Genomic DNA, 21,746 nt, shown 5'->3' with positions numbered 1-21,746 from the left:
CAAGTAGAGAGCCTTCGTGGACTCCGCAGGGACCTGTAGCAAAGTGATCCACCGGCCGCGGCCGATTCGCCGGGGTCGCTGCCGATGGGTTCCGCTCACCTCGGTTCGGAAACGGCTCCGCACAGGTAGGTGGACTCCTCCAGCAGCTGCGGCGTCATCGCGATCCCGGTGAGACGCTCGGCCAGGAGGAACGCCGGCCCCTCGTGGGGGTAGGTGTGTGGTGGGTAGACGGAGTCGATCCGCTTCATGGTCTCTGCGAGTTCGTCCGGCATCTCCTCTGAGTAGCCTTCATAGTGCGGGAACTCAAGCTGGATTTTTCCGTCTTTGATCCAGTGGGAGTAGCCGTCCTGGTTCAGGTACTCGAATCGGGTCTTTTCGTCTTCGAGCCAGTGGAAGTAGTCCATGCACTTGATGTCGAGGTAGAAGTGGGAGACGAGGCGGGTGCCCGCCGACAGCGGCGTGATGATCTCATCGGTGACGCCGAGCGAGCCGTTGGCCTCGACCATGAGCACCCAGTCTCCGACAGCAACGGCACCGAAGGCTCGCCGCTCGTAAGCGCCGGAGTAGGAATCCCGGGTCAGCTCATCAAGCGTCATGTGAGAGCAGTCTTCGACCCGGACACCGAGCCGGGTCACCAGTTCCTCAGGCGTCAGGCCGCGGACGTAGGTGAAGCAGTAGGCACCCCCAAGATCAGGGAGGTGCTCGGAGGGAAACCGGGAGTAGTCGTCAGAGGTCGCGATCATCCCGTCATGCTCGCAGCGCCCACCGACACATTGGGCGCAGGCGGTTCACCGGTGAGGGTTCGCCCTGAGCGTGCCGATGCTCGGGACCGCTTCCCCACACCGGCCCCGTCCCTGGTGCTGGAGGGCGCCAGGGGACACGGTTCCGGGTTCCGCTCACTGATGTCCCCCCACCAAGAGCTTTCGCCGAATGACGTGGAGAAGGGAGTGAGCTCATGACCGCGACCTTCCCCGACGACACAGCGGTAAGGGCTGCTGAAGAGCTCCGGGAGGCTCTGACTCGGTACGGGATCACTGCCGATGTGCATGACGGGTACGGGCTGGCGCTCGTGTCGGTCTGGGTGGATCTGATTGTGTGGTGCCGCGGGGATCAGTTCTGGTGGCGTACCGGCTGGAACCCTCGCCAATACCGTCCCATCTACGCCCGCCACCCGGTGACAGAGCCCAGCCGGACCGCGCATCGCGTCGCCCTGCGGTACGCGGAGCTGCGGCAGATCCATCCACTGCCGGAACCGGAAGCGGCGTACCCGGTATGACCGCGCCTGACGGGAAGCCGCTGGTTCGTCCGCGCTGGGTGGCTGTCGGGGCCGTGGTGCGGCCTGCGGAAGATCTCCACCCGGGATACTTCCTGGCCTTTGAGCGCGACCGTGACCAGCCGTTTCGGATCGCCCCGGTGCAGGGTGAGAAGTACGAGTGCAGACAGCGGTCCGCTGATCTCGTGTGGGGACACGTCACCGGGCTCGACCGGCTGGGGAGCAGCGGTTGCCGGTGGAAGCCGTCGACGTTCCTGCTGTCGGTGTTCTGCTCGTTCCCCTCCGATGCCTCCCTGATCACCACCTTGTTCAACCATTCCCCCGTGCTGCTGGGCCTCGGCCGTCTTTCTCGTGCGGCGGGATGGTGACCCCCTGAACGGGCGTGACCGCGCCGGCCTCGGGAGAGGAGCGCCGTCACGCCTCACCCCACCGGCCACGACGAAAGAAGGTAGGCATGTCTGAACGGTTCGCTCAACGGTTTCCAACCGGGTGGCCTTTGCCTGCGGTGGGTGCTGGGCCGGTGATCGAGGGGTGGCGGACCGAACAGAGCGGCTGGGGCGTCTTCTCCGCGTGCCGCGCCCCTGACCGCGTGCTGACCGAGCACGAGATGCTCGCTGGGCTCACCGGGCACCTGGTCGCCGAAACGGCCGAGAAACTCATCCGGCTGACCGACGAACGGCGACGCATCGAGGACCGACTGAACAAGGCACCGCCGGCGTGTCCACACTGCGGGTGCGCCCAAGGGGACGCGCCGTCGATCGTGACGGTGAATGAATCATCGGTCACAGCACAGCGGTGCGCGCGGCTACGCGCCCCTACTGACTTCCAATTCCGTGGGCGGCCTTGTCAGGAGAAGCCCAGATAGTGGGCCACCCGGGGAAACCTGCGGGCTATCTCCGTCTCGTCCTCGAAGTCCCACTCCTCGCCGTCGAATCTCCCGCCGATGAGAGGGAACTTCCCACCTGTCTGGTGTCGGCCTCTCGGCTGGACCGCTCGATCAGCTCCCAGAAGGCACTCGCGTCCATGAGACGTGATCATGGCATCCACGATCATCCGTGTACAGATCGCCACCGTCCCTGTCCGCGACTTGCGGAGCTCTCACGGAACAGGGCCTCCCAGGATCCACACGGCACCTGCGAGGCCCGGTCCGGGAGCCTCGCCCGGACCGGGTTTCCACTGGTCAGCCCCTACTTGAGGAGCTGGCGGGCCATCACCAGGCGCTGGATCTGGTTGGTGCCCTCGTAGATCTGGGTGATCTTGGCGTCGCGCATCATGCGCTCTACCGGGTAGTCGCTGGTGTAGCCGTATCCGCCGAGGAGCTGGACCGCGTCGGTGGTGATCTCCATGGCGGCGTCCGAGGCGGCGCACTTGGCCGCGCTGGAGATGAAGGTGAGGTCGGCCTGGGGCTCGCCGTGCATGGCACGCTCGGACTTGGCCGCGGCGACGTAGGTGAGCTGGCGGGCGGCCTCCAGCTTCATGGCCATGTCGGCGACCATGAACTGGACGCCCTGGAAGTCGGCGACGGCCTTGCCGAACTGCTTGCGCTCCTTGATGTAGCCGATCGCGTAGTCCAGCGCGCCCTGGGCGATGCCGAGCGCCTGGGCGGCGATGGTGATGCGGGTGTGGTCCAGGGTGGCCAGGGCGGTCTTGAAACCGGTGCCGGGGGCGCCGATCATCCGGGAGGCGGGAATCCGCACGTTCTCCAGGATGACCTGGCGGGTCGGGGAGCCCTTGATACCGAGCTTGCGCTCCTTGGCCCCGAAACTGACGCCCTCGTCGGCCTTCTCCACGACGAACGCGGAGATGCCCCTGGCTCCGACGCCCGGCTCGGTGACGGCCATCACCGTGTAGTACTCCGACACACCGGCGTTGGTGATCCACATCTTGGCGCCGTTGAGCACGTAGTGGTCGCCGTCCGCGACCGCGCGGGTCTTCATGGCGGCGGCGTCGCTGCCCGCCTCCGCCTCCGACAGGGCGTACGAGAACATCCCGTCGCCCCGCGCGACCGCCGGAAGATACTGCTGCTTGAGCTCCTCGGAGGCCGACAGCAGCAGCGGGACGGTCCCGAGCTTGTTGACGGCGGGGATCAACGAGGACGAGGCGCAGGCCCGCGCCACCTCCTCGATGACGATGACCGTCGCGAGCGCGTCGGCACCGGCGCCGCCGTACTCCTCGGGAACGTGCACGGCGTGCAGGTCCGCCGCGACGAGCGCCTTGTAGACGTCCGAGGGGAACTCCCCGGTCTCGTCGACCTCCGCGGCACGGGGGGCGATCTTCTCGTCGGCTAGGGCGCGGACCGTCTCGCGGAGCATCTGGTGCTCCTCGGGCAGTGCGTAGAGAGGGTAGCTCATAGGGAAATAGTAGGACGTCCAACAAACACTGGAGCGCTCCACCCCATGTGGTATGTCCTCCCGTGTTTACGCAGGTGGCAAAGTGGAAGTGTCAGATGCCGATACTCTGACGGCAAATAATTGGGCAGAACCGAAAGGAGCACCAGTGGCCTACCGCCTGACGATGGTGGGAACCGGATACCTCGGTGCGACGACGTCCGCCTGCATGGCCGAGCTGGGCTTCGAAGTCCTCAGCCTCGACGTGGACGCGGAGAAGATCGGCCGGCTACAGGCCGGTGACCTGCCCATCTACGAACCGGGCCTGCAAGAGGTGCTGCGGCGCAACCTGGCCAACGGGCGGCTGCGCTTCACCACCTCGTACGAGGAGGCCGCGGCTTTCGGAGATGTGCACTTCCTGTGCCTGGGCACCCCCCAGAAGCCGGGAGAGTACGCGGCGGACGTGTCCTACCTGGACGCCGCGATCGAGTCGCTGGCCCCTCACCTGACGCGCGAGTGCCTGGTCGTCGGCAAGTCCACGGTCCCGGTCGGCACCGCCCAGCGCCTGGCCGACAAGCTGGCGCGGCTGGCCCCCATCGGCGCGGGCGCCGAGCTGGCGTGGAACCCCGAGTTCCTCCGTGAGGGCTTCGCGGTGAAGGACACCCTGCACCCCGACCGGATCGTGCTCGGCGTCGCCTCCGACCGGGCGGAGAAGGTCATGCGGGAGGTGTACGCCTCCATGCTGGAGATGGGCACCCCGATGGTGATCACCGACTACCCCACGGCCGAGCTGGTCAAGGTGGCCGCCAACGCCTTCCTCGCCACGAAGATCTCCTTCATCAACGCGATGGCCGAGGTCTGCGAGGCCGCGCACGCCGACGTCAAACAACTCTCCCTGGCGCTCTCCTTCGACGACCGCATCGGCGGCAAGTTCCTCAACCCCGGGCTCGGCTTCGGCGGCGGCTGCCTGCCCAAGGACATCCGCGCCTTCATGGCCCGTGCCGGGGAGCTCGGCGCCGACCAGGCGCTGACCTTCCTGCGCGAGGTGGACGCGATCAACATGCGCCGCCGGGCCCGCATGGTCGACCTGGCCCGCGAACTGGCCGGAGGCTCCTTCCACAACTGCACCGTCGCCGTGCTCGGCGCCGCGTTCAAACCCAACTCCGACGACATCCGCGACTCCCCCGCCCTGGACGTCGCCGTCAAGATCAGCGAGCAGGGTGGCCGGGTCACCGTCTACGACCCCGTCGCCCAGGAGAACGCCCGCCGGGCCCACCCCCGGCTCTCCTACGGCGTCTCCGCCCTGGAGGCGGCCAGGGACGCCCATGTGGTGCTGCTGCTGACCGAGTGGCAGGAGTTCATCACCATGGACCCCGAGGAGCTGGGTTCCGTGGTGGCCTCCCGCAAGATCGTCGACGGCCGCAACGCCCTCGACGCCGAGACCTGGCGCGCCTCAGGCTGGCACTACCGCGCCCTCGGCCGCCCCTGACCGCGCGCCGTTCCTCTGTCAGGCCCTCGTTCGGCCCTCTGGCCGTGACTCGTCGTCACGCCTTCTCCCGCCACGGCCCGCTCCCGCGATGCGTGGGAGCAGGCCGTGGCGACATCCCTGCGGCCGGCCCGGGACGCACTCCCCACACCATGGCACCGGTCACCGTCCGGACGACTACTTCCCCGCTTCCGGGCCGTACCACTGGAGTGCCTGACCGGTGACCGCGGCTATGCGCTCGAAGTCGTGATCACGGTGTAGCAACGTGAGCCCTCGCAGCTCGGCGGTCGCCGCCAGCACGAGATCCACGGGGCCCGCGCTGCGATGCCACCCTCTCTCCGTGAGCAGGCCCTGAACCCGCCATGCCCGGTCGTACGCGCGGTCGTCAACGGGCACCCAGCCGAACAACTGGCGCATGTCCTCAATCCCCCGCTCACGATCCGCCAGAGATCGCGCACTGTAGAAGAACTCCAGTTCGGTGATCGGACATACGGCGACCAGCCCTGCCGCGACTGCCCGATCCCAGCCGTAGGTCTCGGCCTCACCACGCATGAGCTGGGCCAACGCGCTGGTGTCCATAAGGAACTGCGCGGCGCTCACCGCCGGTAGTTCCCTTTCTCGTCGAAGATCTCCAGGTCGAAGGCGCCTTCGGAAGCCGCGCCACGCAGCCGGGCCAAGGCCAATGCCCGGCGCCGGTTCTCCAGCACCTCACGCAGCGCGGTGTTGACCGTCTCCTTCTTCGTGCCGGTCCCCAACGCCTTGGCGACCTCGGCCAGCAGATCGTCATCCAGGTCGATCATTGTCCGGCTCATGAAGCACCTCCCGTGTATGCATCAACCTGAATCAAATATACATGGAGGTGTGCATTGGTGCCGAGGGTCTCCGATGCCACAGGTGAACGAGTACGATCAGCCGGCGAGCACCGTGCGAGGCCGGAACGGCAGAGGATCCTCGGAGTGGGAGGACGGCGCGAACCATCTTCGAACACGGCGACGGATTCCCGGCGCGTGCCGGGAACCCGTTCGAATGCGCGTTGACCGTTCGGTGGCCTCGTCGCTCACCACCAGCCCCAGTGACGCCTGTGCCAGCGGTGGTGATGCCAGTGATGCCAGCGGCGGCGCCTCCAGCCGCAGCATTCGACCCGCCCCCCTGCAGGAAAGATCATGTTGAAGTTCATAAGTCCTCCTCATGCCAATCCTTCGCATCCACCATTAATCACAATATTCGCAACGTCTACATAAACCCATAAAAATACCCCCAATTTAGTATAGAAATGCTTTTGGGGAATATTGTATTTTCAAAAACATGCGGCCGATCTCATCCGCGTGGCCGACCCCTCAGGCTCGGCTTTTCTGGCCGATCGGACGTTTCCCCAGGTCAGGGCAGTTCGGGAGGCGCCGCTCGTGGGGCGCAGCCCCTTCAAGGCCAGGGAAAGGAATCGCGCTGAGGAGCCGGGCAGGCCCCGGTCACACAGACCCGGAAGGCCAGATGGGCCTCCATACGGGCGAAGTCGGCGAGGAAGAAGTACACGGACTGGAAAGGCCGGGCCGGGACCGGCCGCCATGGACCGCCGAACGGAAAGACCCCCGTCTCGGACGGGGGTCTTCGGGCGTGGCTCCGTCAGTTGTCGAACTCGCCGAGTTTCACGCCGCCAACGAAGGCGTCCCACTCGGAGCGGGTGAAGAACAGCTTCGGGCCGTCCGGGTTCTTGGAGTCGCGCAGCACGTAGAGGGGACCGGCCCCGGCCTTGTGCCCTTCGTCAAGGTCGTCGATCACGGCCACCTCGACACAGTCTTCACCGGTGTCGCCACCCGGAGCCGCCTTGCGCCAGACGGCGTTGCTCAGGTCCGCGTCCATGTGTCCATCACCTTCGTCATGGGGTCGATGCTCGCTCGCGGGGGCGAGGCCTCCGTGCGGAGCACTTCGAAACGGGTGCGGATCCAGACGACGTCTCGGGAACGGTCGGTGACATGCCCTTCGACGGCGCGGTCCACATACACAGTATCCGGACCGCCCCGGCAGGTCTCCGGTATCGGCACCGCTCCCGGAGCTCGTACGGAACCGCACGGAAAACCTCGCCGGACGGCCGGGAGTCCTGCTCACTGGATGAGCTCCCGGATGGGTTCGACGCGCGGGTCGTCGATGTCCGCGTGGTAGTCGTCGGCCGAGGTCTGGTCGCCGCCCGCCGGCCGTTTCGCCGCGCGGAGCGCGAGGGTGACGGCCACGCTGACGGCCGCGTTCAGCACGCAGGCGGTCAGGGCGACGTAGCCGAGACGGCCGTCGCCGATGATCGGGATCTCCGCGAGCGATCCGCCGAAGTGCCTGCCGGTTCCGGGGTTGACGATGCCGTACGCGGTGACGGTGCCGTACACCATGCCGGACGCCCAGCCGGCGAGCAGCGCTCCGGGGTGGAACCAGCGGGTGTAGAGCCCGACCACGATCGCGGGGAAGGTCTGCAGGATCCAGATTCCGCCGAGGAGCTGGAAGTCCAGCGCGAACTTCCGGTCGAGGAACAGCACGAAGGCCAGCGCGCCGAACTTGACGAGCAGGGAGGCCACCTTGGAGACCCGCAGTTCCTCCTGGGAACTCGCGTCCGGCCTGATGAACTCGCGATAGACGTTACGGCTGAAGAGGTTGGCGGCGGCGATGGACATGATCGCGGCGGGTACCAGAGCACTGATGGCGATGGTGGCCAGCGCGATGCCGGTGAACCAGCTCGGGAACAGGTCCGCGAAGAGCTGCGGGATCACGAGCTGGGGGTTGGGCTGACCGTCCAGGCCGACAGGGCGCGTACCGGCCGCGATCGCGAAGAAGCCGAGCAGCGCGAACAGGCCGAGAACCAGCGTGAAGGCCGGCAGAAGTGCGGCGCTGCGGCGCACGACGTCGCGACTTCTGGTCGCGAGCACAGTGGTGACCGTGTGCGGGTACACCACCAGTGCCATCGCCGACCCGAGAGCCAGCGTGGCGTACGGCCAGAAACCGCTCTCTCCCGGGATGAAGACCCCGGTGGGCCGCCCCGTCTTCGGATCGGGCGCCGCCATCTTCTCCTGGGCCGAGGCGAAGATCGTCTCGAAGCCGCCCAGCCGTGGGAGCAGGACGACGAACGCGGCGGTCACGACGAGGCACAGCAGAAATGCCTTCAGGATCGCGATGAGCGCGGGTGCCCGGAGCCCGCTGACGTAGGTGAAGGCGGCCAGCACGGCGAAGGCGACGGCGAGAGGCAGGTCGTTGATGAAGGGGTTACTGCTCCCGAGGCCGAGCACCTCGAACACGGCCTGGATCCCCACCAGTTGCAGCGCGATGTAGGGCAGGGTGGCCAGCAGTCCGGTCAGGGCCACCGCCAGCGCGAGCCCCCTGCTCCGGTAGCGGCCGCGCACGAAGTCGGCGGGAGTGACATAGCCGTGACGATGGGCCACCGACCACAGGCGTGGCATGACAACGAAGATCAACGGATACACGATGATGGTGTAGGGGACGGCGAAGAAACCGCTCACCGCACCCGAGGCGAACATCGCCGCCGGTATCGCGATGAACGTGTAGGCCGTGTAGATGTTGCCGCCCAGCAGCAGCCACGAGGAGAGGGTGCCGAAGCCCCGGTCGGCCAGCCCCCACTGGTCCAGCGCGTTCACGGTGCCCGTGATGTGGCGGCCCTTCCTGCCCTGGACCGCGGCGAACCCCATGACCGTGACGATCAGAAAGAAGATCACGAGGATCGTGAGAGCGGTCCAGTCGATGCCGTCTCGGTTCATCGGGGTCCCTCTCCGCGATCGGCGGGCCGGTGCGCACCGGTGCGCACCGGGCGGGGGGTCGTGTGGAGGTAGGCGCACCAGGTGAGGCCGGAGGACAGGAAAATCCACAGGAACTGGTACCAGTAGAAGAACGGGAGGCCGAGCAGCCGTGGCTCCGCGCCCGCGTAACCTCCGACCCAGAGCAGCGCCGGGAAGGGCATCCACAGCGCCACGATGCTCAGCTTCGCCCAGGGGCTTGAGGTCCTGGACCTGACCGGCCGGGCCGGCGGTGACGGTGGAGCTGCCACGTCGTCTCCTGAAGTGTCGTCGTCTCCCCCGAGGTAAGGACAGGACGCCGGCCCCCTTCCGCCCGCTCACCCTGGTGTGCTGGGCGAGCGGGTGGAAGGGGCCGGCGGGGATGGCACGATACGGTGACGGATCCCGTCTCAGCAACACCGGATGCCGGGACTCTTCTCCCTCAGGTCGGATCGGTGCCGCTCGAACTCCCGCCGTGACAGCGGCGGCGAGTGCGGATGGGATCGGTGCTGGGCGAGGTACCGGTCGTATTCACCGGAGCCGGTGAGTTCTCGCAGATACCAGCGGGCGAAGCACAGCAGGGAGGCCGCGGTCATGATCGTTCGCTGTCCGCTCCGCTGCTCCCCGCCCCCACCTCGGCCAGCTCACGCCGCTCCGCCGCGGTGGTGAACAACCCTGCGGGTGCCACGATGCTGGATTCGACATAGGGCGCCTCTGCCATCGGCAGGGGGTTACGGGACCGTATGGCGCGCCAGCACACGACCACGGCGTTGCCGACGACGATGATGACCAGCAGTGCGAACATCGCCGCCAGCACGCCGTCGACGGTGGAGTTGACGACGACCGCCTGCATGTCGTCGAGGTTCTTGGCGGGCGCGATCACCTTCCCCGCGGCCAGCGCGTCGGCGTACTTTTCCCGCTGGGCGAAGAAGCCGATCTTGGGGTCATCATGGAAGACCTTCTGCCAGCTGGCGGTCATCGTCACCGCCAAGTCCCAGACCAGCGGTATGCCGGTGACCCACGCCCATTTGAGCTTGCCTGACTTGATCAGGATCGTGGTGCCGAGGGTCAGTGCGATGGCGATCAGGAGCTGGTTGGAGAGGCCGAACAGCGGGTAGAGCTGGTTGATGCCGCCCAGCGGGTTGGTGACGCCGGTGTACAGGAAGTAGCCCCAGGCCAGCACGACCGCGGCGCTGGCGCCCCACAGGCCGGGCTTCCAGCTCACCCGCCCGATCGGCTTCCACAGGTTGCCGAGGGAGTCCTGAAGCATGAAGCGGGCGACGCGGGTGCCGGCGTCCACGGTGGTCAGGATGAACAGCGCCTCGAACATGATCGCGAAGTGGTACCAGAACGCCTTGAGCGCGGCGCCGCCGAAGATCCCGGACAGGATCTCAGAGATGCCGACGGCGAGGGTGGGGGCACCGCCGGTGCGGGCGATCACGGTCTGCTCCTGGACCGCCGCCGCGGCGGCGCGCAGGTCGTCCGGGGTGATGACGAAGCCCAGCTTCGTGACGGCGGCCGCCGCGCTCTCGGGGGTGGTACCGAGCAGGGCGATGGGCGAGTTCATCGCGTAGTAGAGGCCGGGTTCGAGCGCGCACGCGGCGATCAGCGCCATGATGGCGACGAACGACTCCATGAGCATCGAACCGTAGCCGATCAGACGGACCTGCGACTCCTTCTGGATCATCTTCGGCGTGGTGCCGGAGGCGATGAGCGAGTGGAAGCCCGACATCGCGCCGCAGGTGATGGTGATGAACAGGAACGGGAACAGCGACCCGGCGAAGACCGGCCCGGTGCCGCTGAGCGCGAACTTGGTGATCGCCTCGTTCTGCAGTTCCGGCGCCGCGATGACCACGCCGACCGCGAGCAGCCCGATCGTGCCGATCTTCATGAACGTCGACAGGTAGTCGCGCGGCGTCAGCAGCATCCACACCGGCAGGACGGAGGCCAGGAAGCCGTAGACCACCAGGCAGATGACCAGCGTCTCCGGGCTCAGCGTGAAGGCGTCGGCCCAGGCCGAGTTCTGGACCCAGCCGCCGCCCGCGATGGCCAGCAGCAGCAGCGCGACCCCGATCACCGTGGTCTCCATGACCCGCCCCGGCCGCAGAACACGCTGGTAGAAGCCCATGAAAAGGGCGATGGGGATGGTCATCGCGATGGAGAAGGTGCCCCACGGCGAGTGCGCGAGCGCGTTCACCACCACCAGGGAGAGCACCGCGAGCAAGATGATCATGATGGCGAACACCGCGACCAGCGCGGCGGTCCCGCCCACCGGGCCGATCTCCTCGCGCACCATCTGGCCCAGGCTCTTGCCGTCGCGGCGCATCGAGAAGAACAGGGTGACCATGTCCTGGACCGCCCCGGCCATGATGACCCCGACGATGATCCATATGGTCCCCGGCAGGTATCCCATCTGCGCGGCGAGGACCGGGCCCACCAACGGCCCGGCACCGGCGATGGCGGCGAAGTGGTGGCCGAACAGCACCCGCCGGTCGGTCGGATGGTAGTCGACCCCGTTGTCCAGCCGTTCGGCGGGAGTCGCGCGGCGGTCGTTGACGCCGAGCACCCGGCGGGCGATGAACCGGGAGTAGAACCGGTAGGCGATCGCGTACGAACCGAGGGCGGCGGCCACCAGCCAGATCGCCGAGATCTCCTCTCCTTGGGACAGGGCGATGACCCCCCAGGCGGCCGCGCCCACCAGGGCGACCGCCGTCCATATGAGGATCTGCTTGGGGGTTGATCTCGATTTCGTGATGCCGTTTTCGGGCATGGCTGATTCTCCTGAACTCAGGGCATGGCAGAACAGCGCGGTACTACGGGGGAAGAGTCGCCCGGAGATCCGGGCGGGGTGATGTGGTCGGTGTTACCCGCGACGCCGGTCGCGGGTGAGATGACGATCGCGAGGCGGGCGTTCCGCGCTACGTCTCAGGACGTAGGCGATGGCCATGAACACCACGCTCCCCGGCACCCAGATGAGCTGGTACCAGAAGAAGAATTTCATTCCGGCCAGATGTGGCGCGTCGTAGGAATACCAGGGCACCCACAGGAGCGCCACGATGGGCAGGGCCAGACAGATACCGGCCGCGAAACGTCGCGCCCGTCGTGTCGGCTTCACCATCGTCGTCCTCCGGAATGTTCCCGCGTTCTTGTTGCAAGGGTTGTCGACGGGCCCGGTCTGGTTTACACAGATTTCGGGGAGGTTTCGTGTCAACCAATTGTGCGGACTACGCAACCTAGGGGTACTGCCCGGGCGTAGTGGACGGTGGCCGATGATCGATCCGATGAGTACGGCGACGTTCCTCGCCGTGCTCGGCAGCACCTCTCTGCTCGCGGTCGCCGCGCGCTGGTTCCGGCCGTCTCCCGAGCTGCCCACCCTGGAGGACTGGGCGCTGGCGCACCGCCAGTTCGGCACCCCGACGACGTGGTTCCTGCTCGGCGGGACGATCTACACGGCCTACACGTTCGCCGCCGTACCGGGCCTGGTGTACGGCACGGGCGCGCTCGGGTTCTTCGCCCTGCAGTACACCGTGATCATGTGCCCGCTGGCGTTCGTGCTGCTGCCCCGGCTCTGGTCGGTGGCACGCCGGCACGGGTACATCACCCCCGCCGACTTCGTCCGGGGACACTACGGCTCCCCCGCCCTCGCACTGGTCGTCGCGGCGACCGGGGTGCTGGCGACCATGCCCTACATCGCGCTGCAACTGGTGGGCATCCGTTCGATCCTGTCCGCCGTCGGGCTGTACCCGAGGGGGGTGCTCGGCGACCTCGCGCTGGTCGCCGTGTTCGCGGTCCTCGCCGTGTCGACCTACCGGCACGGGCTGCGCGCGCCGGCGATCATCTCGCTGATGAAGGGCGCGGCCGTCTTCTGCTCGATCCTGGCCGTCTCCTTCCTCGTCCTCGACCGGTTCGGCGGACCCGGGCCGATGTTCGACAGCGCGGAGCGCGCGCTGTCCGGCGGGGAGACGACCCAGGCGTCGTTGACGCTCGATCCGAGCCAGTTCCCGGTCTACGCCACCCTGGCTCTCGGATCGGCCCTTGCCCTGCTGATGTACCCCCACGTGCTGACGTCCGCCTTCGCCGCGTCCGGCCCGGACACGCTGCGCCGCGCGGTGGTGGCGCTGCCCCTGTGGACGGCGGTGCTCGGGCTGTTCGCCATGCTCGGCGTCGCGGCGCTCGCGGCCGGCATCCCGGCCCCGTCCACCGGCGCGGAGACCGCCGTCCCCCTGCTCGTCAAGGATCTGATGCCCGCCGCCCTCACCGGTCTGGTCTTCGGGGCTCTCGCCGTGGGCGCGCTCGTACCGGCGGCGGTCATGTCGATCGCGGTGGCGACCTCGTTCGTCCGCAACATCTACGTCGAGTACTTCCATCCGACCGCCACACCCAAGCACCAGACACGGATCGCCCAGATGGTCTCGCTCAGCACCAAGGTCGGGGCGGTCGTCTTCGTGTTCGGACTGCGCAACCAGGACGCCATCAATCTTCAACTGCTGGGCGGCGTCTGGATCCTGCAGACCTTCCCCGCCGTGGCCCTCGGCGTGTTCACCCGCCGCCTGCACCCCCGGGCGTTACTGGTCGGGTGGATGAGCGGCATGGCCGCGGGCACCCTCCTGGTGGTGCACAGCGGATTCTCCTCGCTGGTGCCCCTGGGCGTGGGCGGCCAGGAGGTGCAGGCGTACGCCGCGGTGGTCGCCATGACACTGAATCTCGCCGTCGTCGTGACGTTGACCCCGCTCTTCAACCGAGTGGGCAGATCGCACGTTCCGAAGTCGAACTCTCCGGTCCCCATACCCCCCGAAGCGGAGACGATCACATGACCGGAATCCGGCCACCCGCACCATTACCGACGTTCGTCGAATCCGGCTCCGTATCGGTTGACATGCCGCCCCCGGCACGGACGGACGGGCCGTCCGCCGATGGACCGCCGGTACCCGGCCCGCCGGACACCGGACGTGAGGCCGCGCTGACCCAGCTGTTCGAGACGCACTACACCGGCCTGCTCCGGCTGGCCGTGCTGCTCGGCGCCGACGACGCGGAGGACATCGTCGCCGAGGCGTTCTGTCAGCTGCACCGCCGCTGGAACCGGCTACGCTCGGCCGAGGCCGCCCTGCCGTACCTGCGCTCGGTGGTCTGCAACCTGACCCGCATGAGACTTCGCCACCTGCAGGTCATCCGCAAACACACGGATTGGACCACGGACCTGGAACGGTCGGCTGAGAGCGTCGCCCTGCTCCACGACGACCAGAAGGCACTCACCGATGCCCTGCAGCGGCTCTCGGCCCGGCAGCGAGAGGCTCTTGTCCTGCGCTACTGGCTCGGTCTACGCGAAAGCGACATAGCCGAGGCCATGAGCATCTCCTGCGGTGCGGTCAAGGCGCACACCAGCCGCGGCATGGCCACTCTCACCAAGATCATGCAGGAGCGACGATGACGACCGGCCCCGCCAGCACCGAGGACCAGCTGCGTGAGGTTCTCGACAAACTCGCCAACGGCGTCCAGCCGGCCCCGGACGCCTACCGCCGGGTCCAGGGCGAATGGCGGCGGCGCGAGCGCAGACGCCGGATCATCCTGGCCATCCTCGTGGTGCTCGTCCTCACGGTCGCCGACATCGCGGGGCTGTGGGCGCTGAACCAGTACCGGGATCAGTCGCACATCGCCCCCAGGGAGCCGGTCCCGGCCCGATCGCACGCACCGCCCGCCGACGACCTTCCCGACCTCCCGGTACGGTGATCGAAGTCAGGTCCGCGCACGAGTCCGGGCAGGCAGCACCCGATGTCCGACCCTCCGCCGCGTCCGGCGTGGCGTCCCCCGGCCCATGACACCAAGGGCGGGAAGACCGCCCCGGCGATCTCAGGTTCCCGGCCGAGCGTTCGCGATCTTCGTTGCGGGACGGAGCACTAATGCGCGGATACGGAGCTGACACCGGAGTCGGCGGGCCGATGGCTCTCACCGGCGCCGAAGCCGCCGAACACCGCCAGTACGGCCGTCGTGATCCCGAGGAGGGCGCGGATCGCGTTCCTCATGATTCTCAACCTCCAAAGTCTCTGTCGGCCTCCTCCTTCCCTATGAGTCCTCGTATATCCGTGATGCCACCAAGCCATCGGTCAAAGATGGAGATATCAGGCACCGAACTGGGCGGCCTCGGCGCGGAGCCTGGCGCCCTTGGCGTGAGCCTGTTCCTTGAGAGCGAGCTGGAACGCCTCCATCTTCGCCCGCAGTTCCTCGTCGGCGGCGGCGAGGATCCGTACGGCCAGCAGGCCCGCGTTGCGGGCGCCACCGACGGCGACCGTCGCGACCGGGACCCCGGCGGGCATCTGGACTATCGAGAGCAGGGAGTCCATGCCGTCGAGGTACTTCAGCGGGACCGGGACACCGATCACCGGCAGCGGGGTCACCGAGGCGAGCATGCCCGGCAGGTGGGCGGCTCCCCCGGCACCCGCGATGATCACCTTCAGCCCGCGCCCGGCCGCCTGCGCGCCATAGGCGATCATTTCCTCGGGCATCCGGTGCGCGGAGACCACGTCGGCCTCGAACTCCACCCCGAACTCGGCCAGCGCCTCGGCGGCGAGCCTCATCACCGGCCAGTCGGAGTCGCTGCCCATGACGATGCCGACGGTGGTCATGTTCTCTCCTTGCCGCACGGCCCGGGGCCGCGCGCGTTCGCTGTGGTTGCGTGGCCCCCACGGGTGCGGAGGCCGCAGAGCGCCGTGGCCAGAGGGTGTGCGGTGGCGCTCCGTACCGTCGGGGGCCGTGCCGGTGTGGCGGTACCCCGGATGGGTGGGCGACCGGCCCGCGGGCTCAGGTGTATCTTCCCTCGGTGAGGTAGACGGCGGCGTGCCGGGCGCGCGCGCGTACCTCTTCCAGGTCGGTGCCGAGCGCGGTGACATGGCCGATCTTGCGCCCCGGTCGCACCTCCTTGCCGTAGAAGTGAATCTTGATCCCCGGGTCGTGGGCCATCACGTGCTCGTACCGGGAGAAGATGTCGGAGTCGTCACCGCCCAGGAGGTTGGCCATCACCACGACGGGGGCGGCCGGCGCGGGTGAGCCGAGCGGGAGGTCGAGGACCGCGCGCAGGTGCTGCTCGTACTGGGAGGTGCGAGCCCCCTCGATCGTCCAGTGGCCGCTGTTGTGCGGGCGCATGGCCAGCTCGTTGACCACCAGGCCCGAGGAGGTGGCGAACATCTCCACGGCCAGCAGCCCGGTCACGCCCAGTTCCTTGGCGATGTTCAGGGCGATCCGCTGGGCCACCGCGGCCTGCTCGGGATCGAGGCCGGGTGCGGGGGCGAGGACCTCGACGCAGATGCCGTCACGCTGGACGGTCTCCACCACCGGGTAGCTGACGCCCTGGCCGTGCGGCGACCTGGCGACCAGCACGGCGAGCTCCCGCTCGAACGGCACGAACCCCTCGGCCATCAGCGGCACCCCGGAGGCCAGGGGCTCGGCCGCGTCATCCGCGGAGCGGCAGATCCAGACGCCACGCCCGTCGTAACCGCCCCTGATCGCCTTGAGCACCACCGGCCAGCCGTTCTCCGCGGCGAATTCCTCGATGTCGGCGGCCGTCTCGACCCGTCGCCACGGCGGGCACGGGGCACCGATCCCGGTCAGCCGCTCGCGCATCACCGCCTTGTCCTGGGCGTGTACGAGCGCGTCGGCGCCGGGGTGCACGGCGAAGCCGTCCTCGACCAGGGCACGGATGTGCTCGGTGGGCACGTGCTCGTGGTCGAAGGTGACCGCGTCGCACCCCTTGACGAAGTCGCGCAGGTCCGCCAGGGACCGGTAGTCGCCCAGGCGTACGTCGGCGATCACCCGGGCGGCGCTCTCGTCTGACGAGTTGGCCAGGACCCGAAGCTCGACGCCGAGGGCGATGGCCGCCTGCTGGGTCATCCGGGCCAGCTGGCCCGCTCCGATCACGCCGACGACGGGTCCGATGGGACTGGCCAAGGAAGGGCTGCTCACGGGGGTTAAGTTTACCGGCACGCGGTACGGGGGCGGCTGGTGGGAGGCGCCCGGCCGATCCTGACAGCCGCTCCCGGCGAGACGGCAGGCCGCCCTGAAGGCGGCTCGCCCGCCAGGAGGCCCCCAACGGGGTCGTACGAGGGAGGCCGCCGAGCCCGTTCGGGGCTCTCAGCCCGTCGTGAGGGTGGCGAGGCCGCGGCGGAGGCCGGCCGTGCCGAGTTCGGCACCCGTGCCGGCGATCTCGGTGGCGACGAGCGCGATCTCGGTCCCGGTCAGCTCGGCCGCCCTGGCACGGCCGGTGAAGCCGCGCAGGTCGGCCTTGCCGTAGATCGGGTGGGCCAGGGAGGATCGGCCGGAACGGGCCCGCTGCCGGTATTCGATCTCCAGGGCGTGGATGACCAGCGCGCCGCCGTCGGGCAGTCGCAGCGCGCGCTGCGGGCCGACGAGCAGGCGGACGTCCGCGGTGAGCCGGTCGGGCCGCACCTTCCGCGGGCGCCTGACCAGCTCGTCGAAGAGGTCGCGTACGGGGTCGTCCTTGGGGAAGGTCACCCCGCTCACCCCCGCGGGGTCGGTCAGGTAGGTCAGATAGCGCTGCGGGACGAGACGGGCCCTGACCCCCATGGCGGGGTCGCCGGTGGGCACCGCCCCCTCGGTCGGCTCGCGGACCTCACCCCGTATCGGAATGGGGCCCGCGCCCAGCCGCCACTCGCCCCCCTCATGGACGAACAGGAAGTAGGCCGGGTCGGGCTCGCGAGCCAGGGCGACGAACCAGCGGTCGGTGTCGGCCGTGCCGGGCAGGTAGAACTCCGCCTCGGTGTAGGACTTCCTGACGGGGGCTGGGCGGCCGTTCCGGGTCGCCTCACAGGCACGACCGCCCAGCGCATTCTCCGCCCAGGTGGTGAGCCTGCCGACGGCCGCGCAGTCCCGGTCGCGCCAGGCGTCGTCAAGCTTTCTCAGCAGCGTGAAGGCCTGGATCGCCTCCGCGAGCTCCACCCCGGCGGACGTCTCGCGCGACGGTCCGGCCTCGGGGACGGCGCCTTGCGCGTCTCTCCGCGCGCCACAACCGATCGTCATCGACAGACCGATGATCAGAGCGAGGAGTCGGCGGCGCAAGGGTTGATCCCCGGGGTAGTGGCCGTCGCGTACGGCAGTCCGTCAGGACCGATCACGGTTCTCCAACGGCATTCCGTGATCTACCGGATTAGCGTAACGTCGGACGAGCCGATTTAACCGGCGTTATGCGATATTTATTGAAATAGCACTTGATGACGGCTATGTGCACCGGCGGAGCGATGCCGCACGGACCGTGGCCGAGCACCGGTAACCTGGCTCGACAGTGTTCGAGATCCTCCAACGTGGCGGATCGGTGGCCGACCCCCGAAAGGACCGTGCAGGAAACGTGGAGTTTCTCCGACACGCCTACCGGCGGCTCGCCGAACTGGCGCGAGAACTGGCCAAGTTCGGCACGATCGGTGCGGTCGCCTTCGTGATCGACACGGGCGGCACCAACCTGCTCCGGTTCGGCATCGGCTGGGGGCCGCTCACCTCCAAGGTCATCGCCACGATCATCGCGGCCACCTTCGCCTACCTCGGCAACCGCTACTGGACCTTCAGGCACCGGGAGCAGAGCGGCCTGGCCCGCGAGTACACCCTGTTCTTCATACTCAACGCCATCGGCCTGCTGATCTCGCTGCTGGTGATCGGCTTCGTGACCTACACCCTGGGTCTGCAGGATCCGCTGAGCTACAACATCGCCATGCTCACCGGCACCGCCCTCGGGACCCTCTTCAGGTTCTGGTCGTACAAGAAGTGGGTCTTCCTGCCCGGCGCCGACGCGAGTCCGCCGACGGTGTCGAAGAGCCAGGTCAACGGCCATGTGTACCTGCTGAACAAAAGCTCGGAGGAGAACTCGCCGCCGACCCTGCCGCGCTAGAGCACGCTCAGGCGGGCCCCCGGACGATCCGGTTCCTGCCCGGGTCCCCCACCTGGCGCAGGAAGAACGCGAACGCCGCGGGACGCGGCCGTATCAGCTCCAGGCGCCCCCCGTCTGCGGCGGCCAGCGCCCTCGCGAGGGGCAGGCCGAGACCTGTACCGCCGGCCCCGCTCACATTCCGCTCGAAGACCCTCGGGGCAAGGTCGTCCGGTATGCCCTTGCCCTGGTCCGCCACCTCGATCACGATGGACCTCTCCTTGGCGCTGGTGGTCACGGTCACCGTGCCGCCGCCGTGCTCCAGCGAGTTCTCCAGCAGGGTGGAGATCACCTGGCTGATGCCGCCGCCGGTGCCCAGCGCCTGGAGCTCACGCGTACCGGCCAGCCTCAGCTGCCGCCCGGCCCTGCGGAACGCCGGGCCCCACTCGATGAACTGCTGGTCGAGCAGTGCGTCGAGTTTGACGCTCTCGGCCTGCGCCTGACGCTGTCGTCTGGCGGTGGCCAGCAACTCGTCGATCACCGCGGTGAGCCGCTCGGCCTGCACGATGGCGGCCTCGCCCTCCTCCTTGACGATCCCCGGTTCGTCCGCGGCGGCGACGATCTCCTCAAGCCTCATGGTCAGGCCGGTGAGCGGGGTGCGGAGCTGGTGGGAGGCGTCGGTCGCGAACTCCCGCTCCCTGGCCAGGAGGTCGGAGATGCGGGTCGCGCTACGGTCGAGCACCTCGGCCACCCGGTCGAGTTCCTGAATGCCGTAGCGGTGCTTGCTCGGTCTCGCGTCACCGGAGCCGAGCCGCTCAGCGATCATCGCAAGGTCGCTGAGCGGTAACGTCAGGCGGCGCGACTGCACGATGGCAAGCCCGACCGCGACCGCGAGAGCAGCCGCGGCGAGCCCCAGGATGAGGAAGAGCCATGCGCGAACCTCACGCTCCACCCCCGTCTTGTCCCGGCTGACCGCGACGTACACCCCGTTCTCCGACTGTGCGTCCGCGGTCATCTTCTGGCTCTCGGGGGGCTCGGTGCCCACCGTTATCACCTGAGGAGGCGTGCCTTTTGCATAGATCTGAATGTAGAGCTGGGAATACTTACGCTCCAGCTGCTGCTCGTCGATGGGCTGATCTTGGATCCGGGCGTACTCGACCTCCCCCAGCAGACTCTTGGCATGGGAGGCGAGCTGCTGGATCGCCTCCTCCTCGATGAGCCTGTTGACCGCCACGGCGAGGGGAATGCCAAGCAGCAACACCCCGATGACCGCAACGAGGAGGGTTGAGGAGAGCAGGCGTCGGCGCATTTCCTACTCGCGCTCGAACCTGAAGCCGACCCCTCGAACGGTTGTGATGTATCGGGGCTTGGCGGCGTCGTCACCGAGTTTCCGGCGTAGCCACGAGATGTGCATGTCCAGGGTCTTGGTCGAGCCCCACCAGTTGGTGTCCCACACCTCGCGCATGATCTGCTCGCGGGTGACCACCTTTCCGGCGTCGCGGACCAGGACCCTCAGCAGGTCGAACTCCTTGGTGGTCAGATGCAGCTCCTTGTCGCCCATCCACGCCCGACGGGAGTCGGCGTCGATGCGCACGCCCTGGACCACGGGAGTCTCGGACGTGCCGCGCCGCAGCAGGGCGCGGACGCGCGCCAGCAGTTCGGCGAGGCGGAACGGCTTGGTGACGTAGTCGTCGGCCCCGGCGTCGAGGCCCACCACGGTGTCGACCTCGTCGACGCGGGCGGTGAGGATCAACACTGGAGTTCCATGGCCTTCGGCGCGGATGCGCCGGGCCACCTCCAGGCCGTCCATCTCGGGCAGTCCCAGGTCGAGAACGATCAGGTCGATGCCACCCGACAGAGCCCGCTCCAGAGCCTGCGGGCCGTCAGGGCTCACCTCTACTTGATAACCCTCGCGGCGCAGAGCTCGCGCCAGTGGCTCGGAAATCGAGGTGTCATCCTCGGCGAGTAGTACACAGGTCATGTTGCGATCGTAGGACCTTAGAGGATCGTTTCCCGGGTACAGCGCGCGGTTTGACTCGTCGTTGACCTATCCATTGACCTGGGCAAACACTGATAAATCCCGGATAGTCATCCCGCAACGGCCGAGGGTTTCGGAGTAGGTCTCCCACCTTGGAAGTCCCTCGAAAGCACAGGCGTACCAAAGGATTGACCGGCAAAGCAGAACACGCCCTACCAGAGGGGATCTGGTGGGCGTGTTCTACTTAATTCACCTCAAGACGGTGACGGCGGCTCGGCGTAGCGGGCCAGGTAGAGCTGCTCCCCGAGACTCTCCATCAGACCCAGTTCGGTCTCCAGGTAGTCGATGTGGTGCTCCTCGTCCTCAAGGATCTCCTCAAAGATGCGGGCCGAGGTGACATCGCCCTTCTCGCGCATCAGGATGATGGCGGGCTTCAGACGGCCGACCACCTCAAGCTCGACGTCCAGGTCCGCGCGGAGCTGCTCCGCGACGGTCTGGCCGATATGCAGGATGCCCAGCTTCTGGTAGTTGGGCAGTCCTTCAAGGAAGAGGATGCGGTCGGTGAGCTTCTCCGCATGCCGCATCTCGTCCATGGACTCTTCGCGAGTGTATTTCGCGAGCTTGGTGTATCCCCAGTTCTCCTGCATCTTGGCGTGCAGGAAGTACTGGTTGATCGCGGTCAGCTCCGCGGTCAACTGCTCGTTGAGCAGCTCGATGATTTTCTTGTCGCCCTGCATGGCGGGCTCCTCGTGCTATGCGGTCGGAATCAGATCCTCAGACCGCTTCAGGATCGCACAGATCTTGCGCACGCAAGAGGCGCAGTCGCCACCGGCACCCGTAGCGTCGCGAATCTGGCGCGCGCTCTTCGCCCCTGCCGAGATGCAGTCGTGCACCTCGTTCTCGGTGACCGCGCGGCAGACGCATACATACACGGGGGTGCGACCTCTCAGGAGCGTATCATAGGTTAGGCACACCTAAAGTAACTCATTTGGTTAGCCTTGCCTACGTGAGCTGCGACACACCCCCCTAACCTCCCCGTCATCACCACGAAGCCTC

At 67.7% G+C, this 21,746-nt stretch carries 26 protein-coding genes; 7 read left to right on the top strand and 19 right to left on the bottom strand.

Going from position 1 to position 21,746, the window contains the following annotated elements:
- Positions 1–95: 95 nt before the first annotated feature.
- Positions 96–743: a DUF6461 domain-containing protein gene (locus ACQP0P_RS08965; protein ID WP_433373414.1), complete on the bottom strand. Its 648-nt coding sequence runs from the start codon at positions 741–743 to the stop codon at positions 96–98.
- A 212-nt stretch (positions 744–955) separates the two neighbouring features.
- Between ACQP0P_RS08965 and ACQP0P_RS08960 the strand changes: the two genes are divergently transcribed.
- Positions 956–1,276: a hypothetical protein gene (locus ACQP0P_RS08960; RefSeq protein ID WP_433373411.1), complete on the top strand. Its 321-nt coding sequence runs from the start codon at positions 956–958 to the stop codon at positions 1,274–1,276.
- Positions 1,273–1,641 carry a hypothetical protein gene (locus ACQP0P_RS08955; protein ID WP_433373409.1) on the top strand — a complete coding sequence of 123 codons (369 nt, stop codon included), beginning with the start codon at positions 1,273–1,275 and terminating at the stop codon, positions 1,639–1,641. Before ACQP0P_RS08960 ends, ACQP0P_RS08955 begins: the two co-directional genes overlap by 4 nt.
- Positions 1,642–2,119: 478 nt before the next feature.
- Here ACQP0P_RS08955 and ACQP0P_RS08950 read toward each other — a convergent pair whose 3' ends face one another.
- Positions 2,120–2,311 (bottom strand): hypothetical protein, encoded by a 192-nt coding sequence (locus tag ACQP0P_RS08950; RefSeq protein ID WP_433373406.1) that lies wholly within the window; start codon positions 2,309–2,311, stop codon positions 2,120–2,122.
- Between the two features lie 149 nt (positions 2,312–2,460).
- Positions 2,461–3,624: an acyl-CoA dehydrogenase family protein gene (locus ACQP0P_RS08945; protein WP_350911906.1), complete on the bottom strand. Its 1,164-nt coding sequence runs from the start codon at positions 3,622–3,624 to the stop codon at positions 2,461–2,463.
- A 163-nt stretch (positions 3,625–3,787) separates the two neighbouring features.
- Here ACQP0P_RS08945 and ACQP0P_RS08940 point away from each other — a divergent pair, with 163 nt between their 5' ends.
- The gene (locus ACQP0P_RS08940) at positions 3,788–5,089 is read left to right on the top strand and encodes a UDP-glucose dehydrogenase family protein (RefSeq protein ID WP_433381763.1); all 1,302 of its coding nucleotides are present in this window, start codon (positions 3,788–3,790) and stop codon (positions 5,087–5,089) included.
- Between the two features lie 174 nt (positions 5,090–5,263).
- Here the strand turns inward: ACQP0P_RS08940 and ACQP0P_RS08935 are convergent, their stop codons facing one another.
- The 8 genes from ACQP0P_RS08935 to ACQP0P_RS08900 all read right to left on the bottom strand — a co-directional run bounded on the left by ACQP0P_RS08935 (position 5,264) and on the right by ACQP0P_RS08900 (position 11,968).
- On the bottom strand, positions 5,264–5,686 hold the full coding sequence (locus tag ACQP0P_RS08935; RefSeq protein ID WP_433373402.1) for a PIN domain nuclease: 423 nt from the start codon (positions 5,684–5,686) through the stop codon (positions 5,264–5,266).
- A complete protein-coding gene (locus tag ACQP0P_RS08930; protein ID WP_350951672.1) occupies positions 5,683–5,898 on the bottom strand; it encodes a type II toxin-antitoxin system VapB family antitoxin in 216 nt (71 codons plus the stop codon). The genes ACQP0P_RS08935 and ACQP0P_RS08930 overlap by 4 nt, the downstream gene beginning before the upstream one ends.
- A gap of 808 nt (positions 5,899–6,706) precedes the next feature.
- Positions 6,707–6,943, bottom strand: a complete 237-nt coding sequence (locus tag ACQP0P_RS08925) for a DUF397 domain-containing protein (protein WP_350911900.1) — start codon at positions 6,941–6,943, stop codon at positions 6,707–6,709.
- A gap of 242 nt (positions 6,944–7,185) precedes the next feature.
- Positions 7,186–8,835: a monocarboxylate uptake permease MctP gene (gene mctP, locus ACQP0P_RS08920; protein WP_433373399.1), complete on the bottom strand. Its 1,650-nt coding sequence runs from the start codon at positions 8,833–8,835 to the stop codon at positions 7,186–7,188.
- Positions 8,832–9,122 (bottom strand): DUF3311 domain-containing protein, encoded by a 291-nt coding sequence (locus ACQP0P_RS08915; protein ID WP_433373396.1) that lies wholly within the window; start codon positions 9,120–9,122, stop codon positions 8,832–8,834. The genes mctP and ACQP0P_RS08915 overlap by 4 nt, the downstream gene beginning before the upstream one ends.
- Before the next feature lie 138 nt (positions 9,123–9,260).
- On the bottom strand, positions 9,261–9,446 hold the full coding sequence (locus ACQP0P_RS08910; RefSeq protein WP_433373393.1) for a CstA-like transporter-associated (seleno)protein: 186 nt from the start codon (positions 9,444–9,446) through the stop codon (positions 9,261–9,263).
- Complete coding sequence (locus tag ACQP0P_RS08905; RefSeq protein ID WP_433373390.1) at positions 9,443–11,620, bottom strand: carbon starvation CstA family protein; 2,178 nt, start codon at positions 11,618–11,620, stop codon at positions 9,443–9,445. Before ACQP0P_RS08905 ends, ACQP0P_RS08910 begins: the two co-directional genes overlap by 4 nt.
- 93 nt (positions 11,621–11,713) lie before the next feature.
- Positions 11,714–11,968, bottom strand: coding sequence for a DUF3311 domain-containing protein (locus ACQP0P_RS08900; RefSeq protein WP_433373387.1), 255 nt, complete (start codon positions 11,966–11,968; stop codon positions 11,714–11,716).
- A gap of 163 nt (positions 11,969–12,131) precedes the next feature.
- Here ACQP0P_RS08900 and ACQP0P_RS08895 point away from each other — a divergent pair, with 163 nt between their 5' ends.
- The 3 genes from ACQP0P_RS08895 (at position 12,132) to ACQP0P_RS08885 (ending at position 14,577) form a co-directional block, all read left to right on the top strand.
- A complete protein-coding gene (locus tag ACQP0P_RS08895; RefSeq protein WP_433359032.1) occupies positions 12,132–13,664 on the top strand; it encodes a sodium:solute symporter family protein in 1,533 nt (510 codons plus the stop codon).
- A 62-nt stretch (positions 13,665–13,726) separates the two neighbouring features.
- Positions 13,727–14,278: a SigE family RNA polymerase sigma factor gene (locus ACQP0P_RS08890; protein WP_433373385.1), complete on the top strand. Its 552-nt coding sequence runs from the start codon at positions 13,727–13,729 to the stop codon at positions 14,276–14,278.
- The gene (locus ACQP0P_RS08885) at positions 14,275–14,577 is read left to right on the top strand and encodes a hypothetical protein (RefSeq protein ID WP_433373382.1); all 303 of its coding nucleotides are present in this window, start codon (positions 14,275–14,277) and stop codon (positions 14,575–14,577) included. The genes ACQP0P_RS08890 and ACQP0P_RS08885 overlap by 4 nt, the downstream gene beginning before the upstream one ends.
- A gap of 167 nt (positions 14,578–14,744) precedes the next feature.
- Here ACQP0P_RS08885 and ACQP0P_RS08880 read toward each other — a convergent pair whose 3' ends face one another.
- From ACQP0P_RS08880 to ACQP0P_RS08865, 4 genes are all read right to left on the bottom strand, one after another.
- The gene (locus tag ACQP0P_RS08880; protein WP_433373379.1) at positions 14,745–14,870 is read right to left on the bottom strand and encodes a hypothetical protein; all 126 of its coding nucleotides are present in this window, start codon (positions 14,868–14,870) and stop codon (positions 14,745–14,747) included.
- Positions 14,871–14,966: 96 nt separating this feature from the next.
- The gene (purE, locus tag ACQP0P_RS08875; protein ID WP_433373377.1) at positions 14,967–15,470 is read right to left on the bottom strand and encodes a 5-(carboxyamino)imidazole ribonucleotide mutase; all 504 of its coding nucleotides are present in this window, start codon (positions 15,468–15,470) and stop codon (positions 14,967–14,969) included.
- 175 nt (positions 15,471–15,645) lie between these two features.
- On the bottom strand, positions 15,646–16,731 hold the full coding sequence (locus ACQP0P_RS08870; protein ID WP_433381760.1) for a 5-(carboxyamino)imidazole ribonucleotide synthase: 1,086 nt from the start codon (positions 16,729–16,731) through the stop codon (positions 15,646–15,648).
- 240 nt (positions 16,732–16,971) lie between these two features.
- Positions 16,972–17,916, bottom strand: a complete 945-nt coding sequence (locus ACQP0P_RS08865; RefSeq protein WP_433373374.1) for a hypothetical protein — start codon at positions 17,914–17,916, stop codon at positions 16,972–16,974.
- Positions 17,917–18,202: 286 nt separating this feature from the next.
- Between ACQP0P_RS08865 and ACQP0P_RS08860 the strand changes: the two genes are divergently transcribed.
- Positions 18,203–18,736 (top strand): GtrA family protein, encoded by a 534-nt coding sequence (locus ACQP0P_RS08860; RefSeq protein ID WP_433373372.1) that lies wholly within the window; start codon positions 18,203–18,205, stop codon positions 18,734–18,736.
- 7 nt (positions 18,737–18,743) lie between these two features.
- Here ACQP0P_RS08860 and ACQP0P_RS08855 read toward each other — a convergent pair whose 3' ends face one another.
- The 4 genes from ACQP0P_RS08855 to ACQP0P_RS08840 form a co-directional block, all read right to left on the bottom strand.
- Positions 18,744–20,021 (bottom strand): ATP-binding protein, encoded by a 1,278-nt coding sequence (locus ACQP0P_RS08855; RefSeq protein ID WP_433373369.1) that lies wholly within the window; start codon positions 20,019–20,021, stop codon positions 18,744–18,746.
- Positions 20,022–20,024: 3 nt separating this feature from the next.
- A complete protein-coding gene (locus ACQP0P_RS08850) occupies positions 20,025–20,693 on the bottom strand; it encodes a response regulator transcription factor (RefSeq protein ID WP_012888073.1) in 669 nt (222 codons plus the stop codon).
- A gap of 251 nt (positions 20,694–20,944) precedes the next feature.
- Complete coding sequence (gene bfr / locus ACQP0P_RS08845; RefSeq protein WP_433373367.1) at positions 20,945–21,427, bottom strand: bacterioferritin; 483 nt, start codon at positions 21,425–21,427, stop codon at positions 20,945–20,947.
- 15 nt (positions 21,428–21,442) lie between these two features.
- Positions 21,443–21,583, bottom strand: coding sequence for a (2Fe-2S)-binding protein (locus ACQP0P_RS08840; protein ID WP_245651427.1), 141 nt, complete (start codon positions 21,581–21,583; stop codon positions 21,443–21,445).
- Positions 21,584–21,746: the final 163 nt, after the last annotated feature.

The organism is Streptosporangium sp. CA-115845 (assembly GCF_050943795.1).
Lineage (GTDB): Bacteria > Actinomycetota > Actinomycetes > Streptosporangiales > Streptosporangiaceae > Streptosporangium.
This window is presented reverse-complemented; position numbering and strand designations above follow the sequence as displayed.

Coding starts and splice junctions, on each gene's coding strand:
- ACQP0P_RS08965 (WP_433373414.1), bottom strand. CDS start 743: ATGATCGCGACCTCTGACGACTACTCCCGGTTTCCCTCCGAGCACCTC.
- ACQP0P_RS08960 (WP_433373411.1), top strand. CDS start 956: ATGACCGCGACCTTCCCCGACGACACAGCGGTAAGGGCTGCTGAAGAG.
- ACQP0P_RS08955 (WP_433373409.1), top strand. CDS start 1,273: ATGACCGCGCCTGACGGGAAGCCGCTGGTTCGTCCGCGCTGGGTGGCT.
- ACQP0P_RS08950 (WP_433373406.1), bottom strand. CDS start 2,311: ATGATCACGTCTCATGGACGCGAGTGCCTTCTGGGAGCTGATCGAGCG.
- ACQP0P_RS08945 (WP_350911906.1), bottom strand. CDS start 3,624: ATGAGCTACCCTCTCTACGCACTGCCCGAGGAGCACCAGATGCTCCGC.
- ACQP0P_RS08940 (WP_433381763.1), top strand. CDS start 3,788: ATGGTGGGAACCGGATACCTCGGTGCGACGACGTCCGCCTGCATGGCC.
- ACQP0P_RS08930 (WP_350951672.1), bottom strand. CDS start 5,898: ATGAGCCGGACAATGATCGACCTGGATGACGATCTGCTGGCCGAGGTC.
- ACQP0P_RS08925 (WP_350911900.1), bottom strand. CDS start 6,943: ATGGACGCGGACCTGAGCAACGCCGTCTGGCGCAAGGCGGCTCCGGGT.
- mctP (WP_433373399.1), bottom strand. CDS start 8,835: ATGAACCGAGACGGCATCGACTGGACCGCTCTCACGATCCTCGTGATC.
- ACQP0P_RS08910 (WP_433373393.1), bottom strand. CDS start 9,446: ATGACCGCGGCCTCCCTGCTGTGCTTCGCCCGCTGGTATCTGCGAGAA.
- ACQP0P_RS08905 (WP_433373390.1), bottom strand. CDS start 11,620: ATGCCCGAAAACGGCATCACGAAATCGAGATCAACCCCCAAGCAGATC.
- ACQP0P_RS08900 (WP_433373387.1), bottom strand. CDS start 11,968: ATGGTGAAGCCGACACGACGGGCGCGACGTTTCGCGGCCGGTATCTGT.
- ACQP0P_RS08895 (WP_433359032.1), top strand. CDS start 12,132: ATGAGTACGGCGACGTTCCTCGCCGTGCTCGGCAGCACCTCTCTGCTC.
- ACQP0P_RS08890 (WP_433373385.1), top strand. CDS start 13,727: ATGCCGCCCCCGGCACGGACGGACGGGCCGTCCGCCGATGGACCGCCG.
- ACQP0P_RS08885 (WP_433373382.1), top strand. CDS start 14,275: ATGACGACCGGCCCCGCCAGCACCGAGGACCAGCTGCGTGAGGTTCTC.
- ACQP0P_RS08880 (WP_433373379.1), bottom strand. CDS start 14,870: ATGAGGAACGCGATCCGCGCCCTCCTCGGGATCACGACGGCCGTACTG.
- purE (WP_433373377.1), bottom strand. CDS start 15,470: ATGACCACCGTCGGCATCGTCATGGGCAGCGACTCCGACTGGCCGGTG.
- ACQP0P_RS08870 (WP_433381760.1), bottom strand. CDS start 16,731: ATGACCCAGCAGGCGGCCATCGCCCTCGGCGTCGAGCTTCGGGTCCTG.
- ACQP0P_RS08855 (WP_433373369.1), bottom strand. CDS start 20,021: ATGCGCCGACGCCTGCTCTCCTCAACCCTCCTCGTTGCGGTCATCGGG.
- ACQP0P_RS08850 (WP_012888073.1), bottom strand. CDS start 20,693: ATGACCTGTGTACTACTCGCCGAGGATGACACCTCGATTTCCGAGCCA.
- bfr (WP_433373367.1), bottom strand. CDS start 21,427: ATGCAGGGCGACAAGAAAATCATCGAGCTGCTCAACGAGCAGTTGACC.